Below are 17,977 nucleotides of genomic sequence, written 5' to 3' on the forward strand. Positions count from 1 at the left end.
AAACCCCGAACCCCCCGAACCCCCCCGGCCCCCCCGGCCCCCCCCGGCCCCCCGAAACCGCCGATTACTCCTGCTAGACAAAGTTATGCGGACTCAGATGACGTTATTTGCAGATTTATCGCCTTTTGGGGCCATTTTCGGACTCCAGTGACGTTATTCCCTCGGAAACGGTCAATATAGGTAACTTTTTATGCCAATAGCGACTATGGGGTCCGATAAAATTCCAAAATAGCGATTATGCTGCGAATAAGGTCCACTGGGTCCGATAGCCTCATGAACTTTGTTCGCACGAAAAGGTAATCTAGTGACGAGATATTGTTGTTGCTCAGATGCTCCCGGTGCTCCCGATGCTCCCGATGCTCCCGATGCTCCCGATGGTCCTGATGCCCCCGATGGTCCTGATGCCCCCGATGGTCCTGATGCCCCCGATGGTCCTGATGCTCCCGATGCTCCTGATGCTCCTGATGCTCCTGATGCCCCCGATGCCCCCATATGCCGACAACATTTCATATGTATCCTTCCGGGCGACGGAGCGGCTACATAGAGAATCGGTTGTGATTTCTAGCTGTGGATCAGCGGTTTTGCTTGCGATATTGCAAAGGCGAACGTTTAACGATTTGTTTAAACACACGCCCGAAGTGGGCGATGCTGTCAAAGCCGGTATCCTCGGCGATGTTCGTAACTTTAGCGTTGGTGCTCTGCAAGAGACGTTGGGCTTCCTTGATCCGAATGTAGTTTAGATATTCTACGATGGTGAAGCCAGTTGTCTGCTTGAACACACGGCAGAGATAGGTGCTGCTGATGAAAAAAGTCTCAGATAGCCGCTCCAATGTAAGCTTTTCAGCATAATGTGTTTGTAAAAAATCGATAATTTCGTAGACTTTTAGCTGCTTCTCACTGCTCTCAGGGGCAATGGGCTCGCGGCTTATTTCCTGTATTCTGTTCATTTCAATAAATAGTTGGATGAGCAGCGTCTGCAGATAGGGGATTTGCTGTGTCCGTGGTTCTGTTTGTTCTTTTAGCATGCTGAAAAGAAGATATTCAATGGCCCCCTGTTCATGTGCTCCGGGCCGCAAAAGCAAGCTTTGGGTAGCCATAAATGGAAAATGCAGCTCGAAATGTGCCAATGTCTTTTGCAGAAAGCTTTCCTCAAAGTTAATTAAGATCCGTTCATGGCTTGCAGAGCCTTTAGAGGTGGTACGATGGAGCTCGTTCTTGTTAATAAAAATCAGATCACCTTTACGCAAGGTGTAGATCAGATTGTTAATGTAATAACTGCGTTCCCCGGCGAGTAAATAATAAATTTCATAAGTATCGTGATAATGGTCGGAATCCATGCTGAATGGACCGGCTCTTTTTATTTGCTCAATTATAAAAGGAGGCTGAGGCTCCTGTTCCATACTAAATCTGCTCCTTTCTGATAATGAGGATAATATTTGCAAAGTTTTTGTTATTTCTGCTAAGAATCGCTTAGATTAAGATATATTTTATACTATACACTATAAGAAGAAAACGCTTTTAAATCAATAAGTGATGGAGTGATCCTGATGTCCAACAAGAAATATGCTTTCGTAGGAACCGGCGGCCGAGCGGAGTTTTTTTATGGTGAGATCACCACGAATTATCGTGAAACCTCTGAGATTGTAGGCTTTTGTGATGTGAATGGAGCAAGAATGGATTATGCGAACCGTTTGCTGGAGGAAAAATATAAATATCAAGCGGTTCCTACCTATAAAGCTCATGAGTTTGACCGTATGATTGAGGAAACCAAACCTGACACGGTTATTGTCACGAGTATTGACCGCACGCATCATCGTTACATTATCCGGGCGATGGAGCTTGGCTGCGATGTTATTTCGGAGAAACCGATGACAGTGGATGAAGAGAAATGTCAGGAAATTCTTGAAGCGATTGAGCGGACTGGGAAAAAGCTGCGTGTGACCTTCAATTACCGCTATGCCCCACACAACACCAAAATCCGTGAACTCATTATGGACGGCGCGATTGGAGAAGTGCTTTCCGTCAACTTCGAGTGGCTGCTAAATACGCAGCATGGGGCGGATTACTTCCGCAGATGGCATCGTGATAAACGGAACAGCGGAGGTCTGTTGGTTCATAAATCCACACATCATTTCGATTTGATGAATTTCTGGCTGGGTTCGCGCCCAGATACGATTTATGCGATGGGTGATCTAAGATTTTATGGCAGAGAAAACGCGGAGAAGCGCGGGGTGACTGAGTTTTATCAGCGTGCTCATGGTAGCAGTGCGGCGGAAAATGATCCGTTTGCCCTGCATCTTAAAGATAATGAGCAGTTAAAGCAGATGTATCTGGATACGGAGCATGAGGATGGCTACCTGCGTGACCAAAGTGTGTTCGGTGATAATATCAGCATTGAGGATACGATGGCGGTTATGGTCAAATACAAAAATAAGACGATTATGAATTATTCACTTAATGCTTATCTGCCTTGGGAGGGTTTCATTGTGGTATTTAATGGGACCAAGGGGCGGATGGAAGTAAAGGTCGTCGAACAGTCTTATGTAAATGCCGGAGGAAATAAGGAAGATGAAGGGGCGTTAAAAGACAAGCGGATCACGGTCTTCCCTCATTTCGCAGCACCTTATGAAGTGGAGATTGAAGAAGGAGTTGGGGGGCACGGAGGCGGAGATCCTGTGATGCTGCGTGATATTTTTGAACGTCCGCTGGAGGATCGCTTTAATCGTGCGGCATCCCATGTGGACGGAGCGTTGTCTATTATGACCGGGATTGCGGCAAATCGTTCAATAGCTACTGGACTTCCAGTTAAGGTAGATCAGTTAATAAAATTGTAGTAGCCCGTTTATGAACAAGCGGCTTTGGGTTCGTAGGGAGCGTTTCTCCAGAATCCCGGAGGGCCCTCCGCTCTGTCCACATGTTAAGCCAACTTCTACTCTTAGATTGAGCTAAAAAAAGTGAAAATAAAAGGCTGTCTCCAAAATCATCGTAGATGACTAAGAGACAGCCTTGTTTATTTTAGCTAAAACTCAATTATTGTTTGACGACGTTAAAGCCATCTTTTTGCAATTGGGTCACGATACCATCGTCACCGAGCATATGCAGCGCGCCAACGACGACAAGGTAAGTCGCTTTTTTATCACTATTCAAATATTCTTTTACATGCTTCACCATGTTGACGTTACGATCCGAAACCAGGCCTTTATAATACTCTGGCTCTTGCGCGACCGCTTTTGTCATCGCTACGAGCGACTGCTCATCACCTTGCATCCACATTTGGGATAGTGCATCCAGCGAAGCTGCTGCGGAAGTATTGTCCGTTTGATTGAGGCTGCCGAGTGTGTCGACAAGAAGCTTTTCTTGCAATCCATCTGAGAACTGGTCGAACATATTCAGCTGCAATTGTGTGTTTTCCAGTTCAATAATAGGTTTGTTCAGCTTGCCTGCTTTTTGTAAAAAATATAAATCAATGCCGGTATCCGCCGTATAACTTGTAACTTGCATCTGTAGACTTGAGACACCTTGGGTAACGACCCACGGTTTGAAGGAATCGAATGCATTTTCCGCCAGACCATTTGCTTTTAGCAGCTGAGTTACTTTGTTATATGTATCTGCGGATACATGATCCTTGAGCTTGGTTCCATCTGTATAGGAGCCTTTTTCCAAAATAAACTTTTGGATCTCAGCTTGATCAATCTTAGAGATATCTACTTCGACACCTAAATATTGCGAGGCTTCAAAAGCAGCTTCAATCTCCGGACGCAGCGGGTACATTTTGTCGTTAGCCACATGGATAGAACCAAGCAGATAGACGGTGTTGCCGTTGTTCTCCACTTTCCATAAGAATCCGGTGCTTCCGGCAGCTTGAGTATTGGCCACAAAAGTGATGGTGCGCAGCGCTGGACTCCACTCCACCTTATAGCCGATCGTTTCTCCTATAAAGCGGACAGGAACATAGGTGACATTGTTGATGGTTTTAGGAGCCACCTCTAGTTTTTTCTTCTCCCCATTTACCGTTGCTGTTGTGCTGCCGATGGTCAGTGAGAGGGCCAGTCCATTTTTGGTTCCTGTTACGGTTTGGGTTTTTTTATTCCAATTAATATTTACATTAAGCTTCTCTAGCAGGGGACGCATAGGAACTAGGGTCGTTCCTTTTTCTACAACAGGGTTAGAATTGCCTAACTTTATTTCGGTTCCATCAATCCATACACCGACAGGCTTTTCAGCAGCATGCGCAGTGGTAAATACAGACATAACCATGAAAATGGATAAAAATAATGCACCTAGCTTTTTCATTAATAGGACACTCCGTTTCTAAAAAAGAATGAAAGATGTAAGTCACTCTCTGATTTTAACGTATTTTCCCATAAACAGTTATACCTTTTGTTACTATATTGATTTGATGCCTATGATTGGAAAGTAAACTTACAGTACTTCACGTCATTCAAAAGTCAAAATAATGCACATCAAAGCAAAAATCGCCCCTATTAGATCCTGTTCACTCTCCTTATCATGAAACGTAAGAAACGAAGAGCCAGAAGGGAGCAAGGAACTTATGTGGAGCAGTGCGATTGAAGATGCGATAGAGAAGGTACGTAAGAACATAGACCGGTTCGGGGGCAGTTTCCCTCATGTCAGCAGGAATGGAACTTATCAGCTCAATAACAACGACGACTGGACTAACGGATTTTGGAGCGGCATGTTGTGGTTGTGTTATGAATATACGCGGGATGACAGCTTCCGTATTGCGGCATCCCATACCGTAGAAGATTTCCGCCGCCGTTTCGCGGCAAAGACCGTGCTTGATCATCACGACATTGGCTTCCTGTATTCGTTATCCTCTAAAGCCCAGTGGATTATAGATAAAGACGAATCAGCGCGTCAACTGACATTGCAGGCGGCAGACCTGCTGCTGAAGCGCTGGCGTACAGCTGGCGGTTATATTCAGGCTTGGGGACCGGAGGGGGATACTCAGGAAGGCGGGCGGATCATTATTGATTGTCTGTTAAATCTTCCCCTTTTGTATTGGGCAGAAGAACAGACCGGTGATTCCGAATACAGGGAGGTGGCGGTCATGCAGGCGGAGAAAACGAGACGGTATCTGGTACGGGGAGATGACAGCTCTTACCATACGTTTTTCTTCGACCCGAAGACCGGAGAGCCGATTGGCGGCGCCACTCATCAGGGCTTTACTAACGGATCGACCTGGACGCGCGGGCAGGCTTGGGGTGTTTACGGTTTTGCATTATCCTACCGCTATACCAAAAATCCGTTGTATTTGGAAACGTCCAAGCGGATGGCCCGCTATTTTCTGGAGCATTTGCCGCAGGATCATGTCGCTTACTGGGATTTTAATGCTCCGGTATCTCCGGATACTTACCGGGATAGCTCGGCCTCAGCAATAGTAGCAGCCGGACTACAGGAACTGCTGGAGCTAATGGATGGGGAGGATTCTGAGCGGGCTTATTTTCAGCAGGGATTAGTGCAGTCGATGACTTCGCTTGTGCAGAACTATTCCACGCTCGGTGAAGAGGCGGAGGGGCTGCTGAAGCATGGTTCTTACCATGTGCGCGGCGATCTGTCTCCAGATGACTTCATGATCTGGGGAGATTATTTCTATCTCGAAGCATTGATGCGGCTGCAAAAAGGCAACAAGGGGTACTGGTATGAACGCTGATGGCCGACAAATCTCCCCCTATGCCGTCTTTGCGCTGCTCGACCTTGAGTTGCCCGCTTTAGCTCTAGTGAAGAATGCGCTCAGCCAAGCGCGGCAGGACGATGCGCTGACTGAATTACATCGGTATTTGACCCGACGGAGCACGCCGGGCTGGCGGATAGAGGATAACCGGAAGCAGCAACTTATTGACTATGTACGGCTTTATTGTGCAGACGAGCTGGAAGCTGTAATGAAGACAGCGGATGAAGTTGTGGAGCAGACGTTTCTCTTTCGTTTTCCCTGGGATATGGAGCGCAGCCGCATTCCGGTTACCTTTGAGGAAGAAATTGACTGGCGTCATGTTCCGGACAAGGATGTAGAATGGGCTTATATGCTGAATCGCCACCGCTACTGGGTGGCATTAGGACAAGCGTATGCGATAACAGGTAAAGAGAATTATGCGAGGGTATTTTGCTGCCAGCTTGAAGATTGGATAGACCGTAACCCCGTTCCAGACAAGCCTATGAATGATTCGCTGACATGGCGCACAATTGAAGCGGGCCTTCGTTGTGCTAACTGGATTAAAGGGCTGTCTTATATACAGAATAGTTCACTGCTCACACCAACGCTGCTGGCCAAAGTGATGATATCTCTGCATGAACACGGCCAATATTTAGCTTTATCGTTTACGGGCTGGAAGAAGATCAGCAACTGGGGGGTGCTGGAGACTTGTGGTTTGTTCCAAACTGCGCTCCACTTCCCTGAGTTCACTAGCGCCAATAACTGGCGACAGCTCAGTAAGGAGAGACTGGGTGAGACGGCTCGAATCCAGATCATGGCGGACGGCATCCACTGGGAGCAATCGCCCACCTATCACCATGAGGTTTTGGTATGTTTTCTCGACTGCATCCGCTTAGCCCGATTGAACGGACTGGAGCTTCCGGAAGAATTTCAGCAAAAGGTTCAGCAAATGGCTGTCGCTTCATTATATTGGGCCAAGCCGAATCACCGGCAGCCGATGCTTGGCGATAGTGATGACAGCGATATCCGTTCGCTTTTGACTTATGCGGGCTGGTTATTTCAGGATGCTGTACTCCGTTTTGGCGGATACGATCAAATGGATTATGACAATGCCTGGTTGTTTGGGATAAATGGAGTTGAGGGCTATGAGCGGCTGAATGCGGAGCTACCGCCAAACTTGTCACGCTCCTATGCACATTCCGGCCATTATGTGATGCGAACGGGCTGGGACGAGCAGGATTTGTACCTATATTTTCACTGCGGACCGCTTGGGGGTGGACATGGGCACGCGGATCTGCTACATTTCGATCTGTATGCCTATGGGCGGGATCTGCTTACCGATCTTGGCAGATACAACTATAGTGATCATACACCACTTAGAAAAGCGCTAAAAGAAAGCGCTGCCCATAATACGACCACTGTCGACGGAATTGGATTTACCGAAGTCACGGATACATGGTCCTTCTCTCAGATTGCGAAGCCAACGGGCTGCCAATGGATCAGCCATCCGGACTTTGATTATGTAGAGGGCAGCCATGACGGCTACCGTCATTTGGATGATCCGGTCAACCCGTTAAGGAGGATCCTATTTATTAAGCCTTTTTACTGGCTTCTGGTGGACAGCTTCAGTTCCCGGCAGGAGCATACATTTTCCCAGCATTTTCATTTTGCACCCGGAACGGTTCAGATGGAAGACGGAACGCTAATATGCCGTACAAAAAATGAGCGGGAAGCCAATCTTTGTATCCTTCCTGTTCATGTTGATGGTCTTCAGGGCAGGGTTGATGCTGGGGTAATCTCCCGCGAATATAATCTGCTGGAACCCAATCAGTATGCTGTGTACTCCCGAAAGGGGAAAGGAACGGTCTCGATCATGCAGGTGCTGTACCCGCAGTCTTCGGGTGAGTTGTTCTGTCCGCTGGTCGAACAGGTGCCGATTTACCGCCATACGGGTGAACCGGTGGCTGCTGCACACGCGGAGGCCTGCCGCATCATCCTCCCCGAAAGGAATGAGGAGCATATTATCGTGATCAGCCACGAGATTCCATCCAGTCACTTAGATTCCTATGTAGTGGAAGGCGTACAAATTTTTGGAGAAGTAGTGCTTATTGTTTCTGCAGACGGTCAAAAGAAGGTCACGGTAATCAGATAATGTATGAATACTGGACAACGGGCTGATAGAATAAAAGAAAAGAGCATGAGAGAGGCGCGGAGAAAACATGTTCAAATTCACTTACTATAGACGTATCCAGGTTTCATTTCTTTTGCTGATTTTTATCCCGCTGATTGCAGTATCGATCATTTCCTTCGTGCTCATCCGGGATACGATGGTAGAGAAGCTGCAGCTCAGCAACGATAACTTCCTGAACGTTATGATTGACGAATTAAACAAAACTATTGATGATGTGACGTTCGCTTCCCATTTTATTGTAAACGATACCAATTTTCGCGCTAATCTGAAGTCATTTGCGGATACTGAGCGGCTGAATAGCTATCAGGATTACGTACATTTTACGCAAATTCAAGATGTGTTTTCGCTCATCAACTCTAAGCCGTTGAATAATAATATCCGCATGTATTTGGTCAACCGGAAACACTTTGTGATCTCCTCTGGGACTGAGAATTTATCCGTGATCAATGCCAACCTGGACAAGCTGATGAGCCGTGTCAATATTCACGAACCGGAGACCTTGCAATGGCTTGGGATGGCTGATAGCGGTTCCGGTAAAAGCAGCAGCTATTATATTGCCAGAGTTATCTATGACAGCCGGGAGAAACGGCAGGTGTCCGTGCTGCTTATCTCAATTCCTGAATCCTATTTCAATAAATTGCTCGGACCCGTCGAATTTGGCAAGGTTGCGTTATTTGATTCGGGAGGAGGCTTGATCGCTGGGAACTCAGAATTGGCTCCAGAAGGCAAGGAAGCAAGAGGAAGCGTTCGTACGGCCAGAGCTATCGACAAATCCAATTGGCAGCTGATCTATGAAGCTTCGGAGAAAGAATGGTCAGGCCAGATCTCGCGGACGTTTTATAGTGGCATTGGCTTGGTACTCCTCTTATTTATTGTCTTTTCGGCTACCTCCATGCTGATTGCCAAAAGATTGCATAGTCCGATCATGAAGCTGCAGCGCGTTGTGCGCCAGTTCGGGATGGGGAATCTTGATGTCAGGCTGGAGGTCAAGGGCAAGGATGAAATCGCTGAGCTGGGGCAGACGTTGAATACTATGCTGGACCAGCTGCAAGGACTGATTCACGACATCGAGCTGGAGCAGGAACAGAAGCGGGTGATGGAGCTGGAGGCGCTGTTTATGCAGATTCGCCCCCACTTTTTGATCAACACGTTGAATTCGATTAAATGTAGCCTTATTTTGACCAAAGATAAGCTGCATAGCGGGATCATCGATTCATTAATGAGTCTGCTCCGGGCCTATTTGAAGGTCAATGAACCGGCTACCTTGCGGGAAGAATGCAAACTGCTTGGCCATTATATCGATATTATGAAGATCCGCAACGAAATCCCTCTTGAACTGGAGGTCGATCTGGAAAAGGATACAGAGAAGCTCATCGTCCCTAAGCTAATTTTGCAGCCCCTTGTAGAAAATGCAATCGTCCACGGATTGGTTGACCACCCGGCACCGCGTATTGTCGTTCGCTCGCGAACGGTCCCTGATGGGATCATGATTGAAGTTGAAGATAATGGCTGCGGTGCAGGGGCTGAAGTTCTGGCGGGCCTGAACCGCAGGTTACTGTATAAGGACGATGAACAGGATGAAGCTTATCAAAGGGTCGGGTTAATGAACGTAGTTCAAAGGCTGAGGCTGACCTATGGGCAGGATACCCGCTTGTCGCTGCATAATCTGCCGCAGGGTGGGGTGTCCGTTTCTCTGTATTTGCCGCAAGGCAATCATCAGGTTAATCTGTCAGAGAGAGAGGGATATTGATGTATAAAGTGATGCTCATAGACGATGATGTTCCTATGCTCAAAGTGCTTCAGCAGATGATTGACTGGGAGGCACATAGCTTGCAGATTGTCGGCAGCACCTATTCCAGTGCCAAGGCGTTATTAATGTTTGAGGAAGTGCAGCCTGACATTGTGATCACGGATATTGGTTTGCCGCAAAAGAACGGGATTGAGCTAGCCGATTGCTTCACCCGCATGAAGCCGGAGGTCAGAATTATTTTCCTGACCTGTCATGAGGATTTCCATTATGCTCAGCAAGCGGTAAAGCTGAAAGTGGATGATTATTTAATCAAGGACCAGCTTACAGAAGAGCAACTGGAGAAAAGCCTTGCCAAGTCCGTACACTTGCTTAAGTCGAAGATCGGGTTGATCAGCCATGGGGAGACAGGCTACAACAGCCAGCTCTTCCGGCAGAACCTGCTGCAAAGGGTGATTGGCGGTGCTCCGCCTGAAACCACACTGGCCTATGCGGCGCAAATCGGCATATCCTGGACGTATCCGTGGTTTATGCTGGGCACGGTCAGTATTCATTTTTCCAGCTTCGACAAGCGATACAAGCAGAGCGAGTATCCACTTATTTTATATGCTATTTACAATATAGCCTTGGAACTGTCCGAAACATGTGAAGGGATTACGCCTTTCTTGGAGCAAAAGAATATTGTGATTTTATATAATTACCGTGTGAATCTGGCGCAGAATGCCAGTCTTCATTTTCATGATTATTTACAGCGGCTGTGTTCCGAATGCTCCCATCTCCTAAAGATTCAACCGGGCATTATTGCCGTCACAGAGAAAATGGAGCTACAGGCGATCGGCCAGATCCATCGGCAGATTGTTCAGGACAAATGCGAGTTCTATGCAAGTGCGGATTACACGGTTCTGGATACTCTGCAAATCGCTTCTCCACGTTTCCAGCCTGCTCCCCAAGGATTTCTGGACAGCTATATCCCGCAGATGGAACGGGCCGTGATTAAAAAAGACCTTGAAGCCATCCGTGGCACTCTACAGGAAATCGCTAGGACTGCAAAAGCAATGTCTATTCATCCTGGCGATTTCGCCCGGGATTTATCCTTTATGCTCCGCGGCATCGAGTTAATGTTTACGAGCCTGATGTTCGATGAGGATCTGTTCGTCTATCTTGTGCAGACCCGCACACTTGAAGATACGATGGAACTGGTGGAAAGAAAGCTTGTACAGATTACAGGCAGCAAGCAGCAGGTGACAGGAGCTTCTCCGCAGGAGCCCAAGCTGCAGCTTATCCAGCAGTATATCGACCAGCATCTTGGCGATAATATCACCTCAATTGATATGGCACGTTATCTGTTTCTGGATCCAAGCTATTTTTCGCGTTATTTCAAGCGCATGACTGGCCTGACCTTTACGGACTATGTACATCAGCACAAGATGAAGGTCGCTACCAAAATGCTGAAAATCTCCAGCCAGAACCTGGAGTCGCTGGCCGTCGGCCTGGGATATTCGGACAGAACCTATTTTTCAAAAGTGTTCAAAAAATATGTAGGAACAACGCCAAGCGAATATAAATCCAAACATTCGGTACGCTGAGAAGCACAATTGTTAATGATATGAACAGACGCGCCGCCCCTCTAGGGCGGTTTTTTGTTGTCGGCGGACAAAGGTCAAAATCTTGCACATTCCGGGTCATAATCACTCCTTCTTGCTGAAGGCGGATGTATTACTATAATGACAAATCAAATTGTCGAGGTGATACAACGTGGAGGCTGCAAAACAACCTGTGCCAAAAATTCTGCAAGAGAAGCGGAAATTCTGGACTCCGCAACGGAAAGAGGCTTTAACCGGGTGGCTGTTTTTGGCACCCGAAATTGTCGGGATGCTTTTTCTTAATGTATTTGCGCTTGGATTCTCACTTTATTTGAGCTTCTCGAAATGGGATCTATTGTCGGGAGTCAAAGGAATCGAGTTCATCGGATTGGATAACTATATCAAAATGTTCCATGATCCGAGTATCATTCAAGCTTTGAAGAACAATGCTTTTTATATGATTATGACCGTGCCGATACCGATTGCGATTGCGCTGGTGCTCGCGGCATTGATTCAAAACAGTGTGTTCCTCAAAAATTATTTTAAAGTGGCTTTCTTTATTCCTTATATTTCTTCGATTATTGCGATAGCTGCCGTATGGAGTGCATTGTTCCATCCGTCTCTTGGACCGATCAATCAGTTGCTGATGGAGTTTGGAATTTCCAGCCCTCCGAAATGGCTAGTTGATCCAAAGACGTCACTGTTATCCATTGCTATTATCAGTTCTTGGGCGAGTCTTGGCTACACCATTATTATCTATATGGCTGGCTTGACGAATATTTCCGATGAAATCTACGAAGCCGCCGAAATAGATGGCGCCAGCGCGCTGAAAAAATTCTTTGCCATCACAGTTCCGATGCTGCGTCCGACCACATTTTTCCTGCTTATTACCATGCTGATTGGCTCGTTTAAGGTGTTCGACATCATCGCCTTTTTGACCGAAGGCGGCCCGAATAATTCTTCTACCGTGCTTGTGTTCAGGATCTATGAGGAAGGGTTCAAATACTACAACATGGGCTATGCTTCTGCAATTTCCTGGCTGCTATTCGCTGTTATCGGCTTGATTACCGCGGCCACTTGGAAAATGAGAAATGAAGAATAAAGGGGGGAGATTAATATGCAACTGATTAGAAAAAATATGTCCAGAGTGATCACTACCTGCATCATGGGGGCTTTGTCCATTGTATTTCTTATTCCGCTGATCTGGATGATTTCCGCAGCCTTCAAATATGAAAAAGATGTAATGCGCTTCCCGATCCAATGGATTCCCGAGAAGATCAATGTAGCGTATAATTTCAAGATGGTTTGGATGGGACGGGTACCTTTCTCCCATTTCTATTTAAACTCCTTTAAAGTTGCGATTATTACAACCTGCATCACACTGATCATTTCATCTATGTCGGCGTACGCCTTGACCAAAATCAAGTTTAAAGGACGGAATATGGTCTTTCTGGCGCTGCTGTCGTTCATGATTATTCCTGACCAGGCCACGCTGATTCCGCGTTTTCTGCTGATTCGTTGGTTCGGCCTCTATGATACTCATGCTGCTATCGTATTAATGAGTATGTTCTCCATTTACTTCACGTTCTTGCTGCGGCAATTTATGATTGGTATCAGCGACGAATATATTGAAGCGGCGCGAATTGATGGTGCAGGCCATTTGCGGATATTCTGGTCTATCATTGTTCCGCTCTGCAAGCCGGTGCTCGCTACCGTGGCGATCATTAAATTTATCTGGACCTGGAATGACTACCAGAATCCGCTGATCTTCTTGTTAAACAAGAATCTGTACACTATCCCACTCGGTATGACACTGTTCCGAGACGATTATTCGAACAACTATGCGATTATGATGACGGCAGCCGTTTCGGCGATCATCCCATTGGTCATCGTGTTCATTGCCCTGCAAAAGCAAGTCATTAACGGAATCTCCTTGGGAGGGGTAAAGGGCTGACTTGCGGGTATGCAAAAGAGGGTAAAAGTCAAAAATGTGATCCTACTACAGCAAAATTGTGCACTTGGCCTGTACAGCGGGTGCCTATAATAAGAAATGAACAAGGCACTATACTTAAATTTCAGTGCGGGGGGAAGTAAAATGAAAACAAAGGGCAAAAAAAGATTATCCGTTGTACTAGGCTCCATGCTGGCGGTTTCCTTAACGTTAAGCGCTTGTGGAAATTCCGGAAATTCAGAGAAGAATGGCGGTGCTGAAGCCAGTACGAATGCCGGGAACACCAAGGTGGACAAGCAAGTCGCCATCAAATATTACAACTGGGACAATGAAGCCCAATCAGCAGGCACGGATGCCATGCTGCAGGAATTTATGGATCAGAACCCAAATATCAAGGTAGAGCATGTGACACTCGTTCCCGGTGATTCTGTGGAGATGCTGAAGAAACTCGACTTCCTGATTTCATCCGGCGAAGCGATTGACGTTGTTCAGGTACCAAGCCTTGGAGGCGTACTTGAACGGGCGACCCGGGGAGCACTTGCCCCGCTGAATGAATTCTATGAGAAGGATAACCTCGTTCCTGAGGATGAATATTATGTGAATGCTAAGGTAGACAACAACTATTATGGGATGCAATATACCAAGAGCAGCAACTATGTAATGCTGAACAAAGATGCACTGGATGAAGCGGGTCTGCCTGTACCTACTTTTGGCTGGACATGGGATGACTACCGCGACTATGCAAAAAAACTGACCAAAGGTGAAGGCGTAGACAAACGTTACGGCACATACTTCCACACCTGGGAGTTGTATATGAACGCACCGGCCCAAACGATGATGAAAGATCCATTCGTGTATGATGACGGGACGACCATTTTCGCGGATCCAACCTATAAATACTTCTTCCAGCTGCGCAAAGATATGGAGTCTGCTGATAAATCTGCGAAAACTTATGCAGACGCTTTAGCGGCTAAGCTCAATTACCGCACGGAATTCTTTAATGAAGAAGCCGCTATGATTCTGGCTGGTAACTGGACGATTGCTGATCCGGGCAATACAGAGCAGTATCCGCATGATTTCAAGACAGCTTTTGCTCCGGTACCGGTGCCTCCGGCAGGATCGGAACCGAAAGAATACGAGGGCAAATACTTCACCAGCGGCAATATGCTGGCGATGGGCGCTACTTCGAAGAACAAAGAGGCGTCTTTCCAACTGATGAGATTTATGTCAACGGCTGTTAGTGATAACAGACTGGAATTCTCCGGTTATAAAAAAGCGGATAATGAAGCCTTGCTGACCAAACTGGTAGCTGGCAAAGAGGATATGTATGATATGGATTCACTCAAATATACACTCTTTGACAGTGCAATCCAGTTCCTTGATGGTGCGCAGGTGATGACGACGGCAACGTCCGAATTGACCAAAATAATCGATGACGGCTTCAGCAGATTTATGCTTGGAAATGAATCGATTGATAAGGTGCAGCAATGGATGGTTGATGAAGCAACAAAAATTATCAACGAAAAAGGTGTCATCAAATAAACAGGGAATAAGCAAGTATCACAAGTTGTGGACGAGGCTTTGGAAGGTCATCAACTGGCTTTCCAAAGCCTTATTTATATATTGGGTCTACACAAACATATGGGAGAGTGTAGAAATGATGGAAAGCAGATTTTCACAGAACAAGCCGGAAGAGAAATTGGCGCTGCCTTCTAGGGAACAGCTGGAGTGGCAGGACCTGGAGCTGGGGATGTTTTGCCATTTTGGCATCAATACGTTTTGCGATCAGGAGTGGGGAGAAGGCAATGATTCACCTGCGGTCTTCAATCCGCTTCATTTGGATGCCCACCAATGGGTTAGTACAGCCAAAGAAGCTGGATTCCGTTATTTTATACTGACAGCTAAACATCATGATGGCTTCTGCTTGTGGCCGACTGCGACAAGTACTTATTCTGTGGCTTCTAGCCCATGGAAAGAAGGGCGCGGCGATGTCGTGAAGGAATGCGCGGAGGCTTGCCGTGAACTTGGAGTTGGCTTCGGCATTTATTTGTCTCCGTGGGACAGACATGAGCCCTGTTATGCAGATCCGCAAGCGTACGATGATTTCTATGCCCTGCAATTGCAGGAATTGCTTACGGGCTATGGTCCGCTTACGGAAATTTGGTTCGACGGCGCAGGGTCGGAGGGCCGCAATTACGATTGGCAGCGGATTATGGATCTGATCAAGCGCCATCAGCCAGGCGCCATGGTGTTTAATATGGGGGCACCAACGATCCGCTGGGTTGGCAATGAGGATGGCGTTGCTCCTTATCCATGCTGGAACACTGCGAATTCTGCACGGGGTAGCATGTTCAGTGAAGCTTCATTGAACTGGCTTCCCGGAACGCCGAGCTGGGTGCCTGCGGAATGCGATGTGCCCATCCGTAAAGACCGCTGGTTCTGGCATCCTGAGGAGGAGCATCTGCTGCTGTCTCTGGAGCAGCTAATGGATATTTATTATCGTTCGGTTGGACATGGGGCAACTTTGCTGCTCAATGTAGCCCCTGACAACCGCGGGCTGTTTCCGGAGGCTGATGTGCAGCGGCTGCTGGAATTCGGCAAGGAGATAAGACGCAGATTTGACAAGGCTCTGGCGGTAACAGCAGGTACTGGAGATATTGTTGAACTGGAATTGCCAGCAGCTACTGTGATTGATCATGTCGAGATTATGGAGGATATCGCTTACGGCGAAAGAGTAGAAGGATATATGCTGGAAGCGTACAGCAACGGAGCGTGGCTGGAGTTGAAGCGTGGCAGTTCGATTGGCCATAAGAAAATCGACGCCTTCCCTCCGGTTGTCGCAGAGAAAATCCGCTTACGGGTGTCAGAAGCTGCCGCAAGCCCCAAGATCAGACGGCTTGCCGTCTACCACTGCGGGGAATCGTTAGAATAAATATTAATAAAGGAGGTTGTCGATAATGAGCCTGCTCACCTGGAACGACGGACACTATTTGCTGGACGGACAGCCTTATCGTATCGTATCGGGAGCCATTCATTATTTTCGGGTTGTGCCTGAATATTGGAAAGACCGGCTGCTGAAATTGAAAGCCTGCGGATTCAATACCGTGGAGACCTACATCGCCTGGAATATACATGAACCTAAAGAAGGGGAGTTCGTATTTGATGGCATGGCCGATGTGGTATCTTTTATCGAGCTGGCTGGGGAGCTTGGGCTTCATGTTATTGTCAGACCGAGTCCATTCATCTGTGCGGAGTGGGAGTTCGGAGGCCTGCCGGGCTGGTTGCTAGCTTACGGGGAACTCCAGCTTCGCTGCTGTGACCCTCTTTATTTAAGCAAGGTAGACCGTTATTACGATGAGCTAATTCCTCTGCTGGTTCCGCTGCTCTCCACACATGGCGGACCAATTCTGGCCGTTCAGGTAGAAAATGAATATGGCAGCTATGGTAATGACAGTGGCTACCTGGGCTATATGCGTGATGGACTGGTCAGCAGAGGGATCGATGTGCTGCTCTTTACTTCCGACGGGCCAACTGATGAGATGTTGCTCGGCGGAACACTGGAGGATGTGCATGCGACAGTCAATTTCGGCTCCAGTACAGAGGAATCCTTCCGCAAATATCGGGAATACCGCTCTGAAGAGCCGCTTATGGTGATGGAATACTGGAACGGCTGGTTTGATCACTGGATGGAGGATCATCATGTACGCGATGCCGGGGATGTAGCAGGTGTTCTGGATGAGATTCTGACCCAGGGCTCCTCATTTAATATGTACATGTTCCATGGTGGAACCAATTTTGGTTTCTATAATGGTGCGAATCATATCGTCACCTACGAGCCAACGACTACAAGCTATGACTATGATGCCCCGCTCACGGAATGGGGAGATACGACGGCGAAATTTGAAGCTGTCCGGTCGGTACTCAGCAACCATGGATTTGCCCCGACTTGTCCACTCCCTGAGCCGATTCCGAAGATTTCTTACGGGAAAGTCGCTTTGACGGAAAGAGCGGAACTATTCACGGCTTCCAATCTGGAGAAGTTATCAGAGACGGTGAACAGCGTGTGTATACAGCCGATGGAGAAGCTCGGACAATCCTATGGTTTTATATTGTACAGCACTTTTGTGCAGGGACCGCGGTCCAGACAGAAGCTTTACATCGAGGGCGTGCGCGATCGGGCCCAGGTCTTCCTGGATGGACAGGTGCTTGGGGTGATTGAGCGCTGGAATCCGCTGCCACTGGAACTTTCCATCCCCGCTGGGGGAGCGCAGCTGGATATCCTCGTCGAGAACATGGGACGAATCAATTACGGGCCGCTCATTCGCGATCCGAAAGGGATTCTGGACGGGGTTCGGATTGATAACCAGCTGCAATATAACTGGACGATTCGTACTTTGCCGTTGGAACAGGAACAGCTGGCTTCACTAGCGTACAAGAAGCATCCGGTGGAGAAGCAGCAAGCTGCGCCCCTTTCGGGTCTGCCCGGATTCTACCGGGGCAGCTTCGAGGCGGAGGAGATTGGCGATACCTTTTTACGATTCGATGGATGGAATAAAGGGGTCGCCTGGATTAACGGATTTAATCTGGGCCGTTACTGGAACGTTGGACCGCAGCGGGCGCTATATATCCCTGGTCCACTCTTGCGCAAGGGGTGCAATGAGCTGGTTCTTTTGGAGCTGCACGGCCGTGCGGAGACTTGCGAGATTGAGCTTGTGGACCTACCTGATCTGGGAAGAACTTCGGCCGTCGATGACGCCGTGTTGAATTTTGTGCAGGATGATAACTTGTAGATGCCTTTAGCTTTAACCAATTCTAAGATTGGGGTGAACAA

13 protein-coding genes are annotated in these 17,977 nt (G+C 47.6%); 10 read left to right on the plus strand and 3 right to left on the minus strand.

Annotated features, from left to right (window positions below; genetic code table 11):
* Nucleotides 1–171: 171 nt before the first annotated feature.
* Complete coding sequence (locus NSQ55_RS07725; RefSeq protein WP_339172419.1) at nt 172–510, minus strand: hypothetical protein; 339 nt, start codon at nt 508–510, stop codon at nt 172–174.
* Nucleotides 511–572: 62 nt separating this feature from the next.
* The gene (locus NSQ55_RS07730; protein ID WP_076192907.1) at nt 573–1,400 is read right to left on the minus strand and encodes an AraC family transcriptional regulator; all 828 of its coding nucleotides are present in this window, start codon (nt 1,398–1,400) and stop codon (nt 573–575) included.
* Between the two features lie 147 nt (nt 1,401–1,547).
* Here NSQ55_RS07730 and NSQ55_RS07735 point away from each other — a divergent pair, with 147 nt between their 5' ends.
* The gene (locus NSQ55_RS07735; protein ID WP_076141355.1) at nt 1,548–2,834 is read left to right on the plus strand and encodes a Gfo/Idh/MocA family oxidoreductase; all 1,287 of its coding nucleotides are present in this window, start codon (nt 1,548–1,550) and stop codon (nt 2,832–2,834) included.
* A 196-nt stretch (nt 2,835–3,030) separates the two neighbouring features.
* Here NSQ55_RS07735 and NSQ55_RS07740 read toward each other — a convergent pair whose 3' ends face one another.
* On the minus strand, nt 3,031–4,293 hold the full coding sequence (locus NSQ55_RS07740; RefSeq protein ID WP_248547708.1) for a TraB/GumN family protein: 1,263 nt from the start codon (nt 4,291–4,293) through the stop codon (nt 3,031–3,033).
* 259 nt (nt 4,294–4,552) lie between these two features.
* Here NSQ55_RS07740 and NSQ55_RS07745 point away from each other — a divergent pair, with 259 nt between their 5' ends.
* From NSQ55_RS07745 to NSQ55_RS07785, 9 genes are all read left to right on the plus strand, one after another.
* Nucleotides 4,553–5,674 (plus strand): glycoside hydrolase family 88 protein, encoded by a 1,122-nt coding sequence (locus NSQ55_RS07745; protein ID WP_076192904.1) that lies wholly within the window; start codon nt 4,553–4,555, stop codon nt 5,672–5,674.
* Nucleotides 5,664–7,826, plus strand: coding sequence for an alginate lyase family protein (locus NSQ55_RS07750; RefSeq protein WP_280752651.1), 2,163 nt, complete (start codon nt 5,664–5,666; stop codon nt 7,824–7,826). Before NSQ55_RS07745 ends, NSQ55_RS07750 begins: the two co-directional genes overlap by 11 nt.
* A gap of 67 nt (nt 7,827–7,893) precedes the next feature.
* A complete protein-coding gene (locus tag NSQ55_RS07755; RefSeq protein WP_076301916.1) occupies nt 7,894–9,615 on the plus strand; it encodes a histidine kinase in 1,722 nt (573 codons plus the stop codon).
* Nucleotides 9,615–11,198, plus strand: coding sequence for a response regulator (locus NSQ55_RS07760; RefSeq protein WP_076100553.1), 1,584 nt, complete (start codon nt 9,615–9,617; stop codon nt 11,196–11,198). Before NSQ55_RS07755 ends, NSQ55_RS07760 begins: the two co-directional genes overlap by 1 nt.
* A gap of 169 nt (nt 11,199–11,367) precedes the next feature.
* A complete protein-coding gene (locus NSQ55_RS07765) occupies nt 11,368–12,297 on the plus strand; it encodes a sugar ABC transporter permease (RefSeq protein WP_051490863.1) in 930 nt (309 codons plus the stop codon).
* 15 nt (nt 12,298–12,312) lie between these two features.
* Nucleotides 12,313–13,149: a carbohydrate ABC transporter permease gene (locus tag NSQ55_RS07770; RefSeq protein WP_036675652.1), complete on the plus strand. Its 837-nt coding sequence runs from the start codon at nt 12,313–12,315 to the stop codon at nt 13,147–13,149.
* 141 nt (nt 13,150–13,290) lie between these two features.
* Entirely contained in the window at nt 13,291–14,688 is a 1,398-nt protein-coding gene (locus NSQ55_RS07775; protein WP_076100552.1) for an extracellular solute-binding protein, read from the plus strand.
* A gap of 115 nt (nt 14,689–14,803) precedes the next feature.
* Nucleotides 14,804–16,078, plus strand: coding sequence for an alpha-L-fucosidase (locus NSQ55_RS07780; RefSeq protein WP_339172434.1), 1,275 nt, complete (start codon nt 14,804–14,806; stop codon nt 16,076–16,078).
* 25 nt (nt 16,079–16,103) lie between these two features.
* Complete coding sequence (locus tag NSQ55_RS07785) at nt 16,104–17,936, plus strand: beta-galactosidase family protein (RefSeq protein WP_339172437.1); 1,833 nt, start codon at nt 16,104–16,106, stop codon at nt 17,934–17,936.
* Nucleotides 17,937–17,977 lie beyond the last annotated feature (41 nt).

Origin of the sequence: Paenibacillus sp. FSL H7-0943 (assembly GCF_037963265.1) — a bacterium.
Classification (GTDB): domain Bacteria; phylum Bacillota; class Bacilli; order Paenibacillales; family Paenibacillaceae; genus Paenibacillus_AQ; species Paenibacillus_AQ odorifer.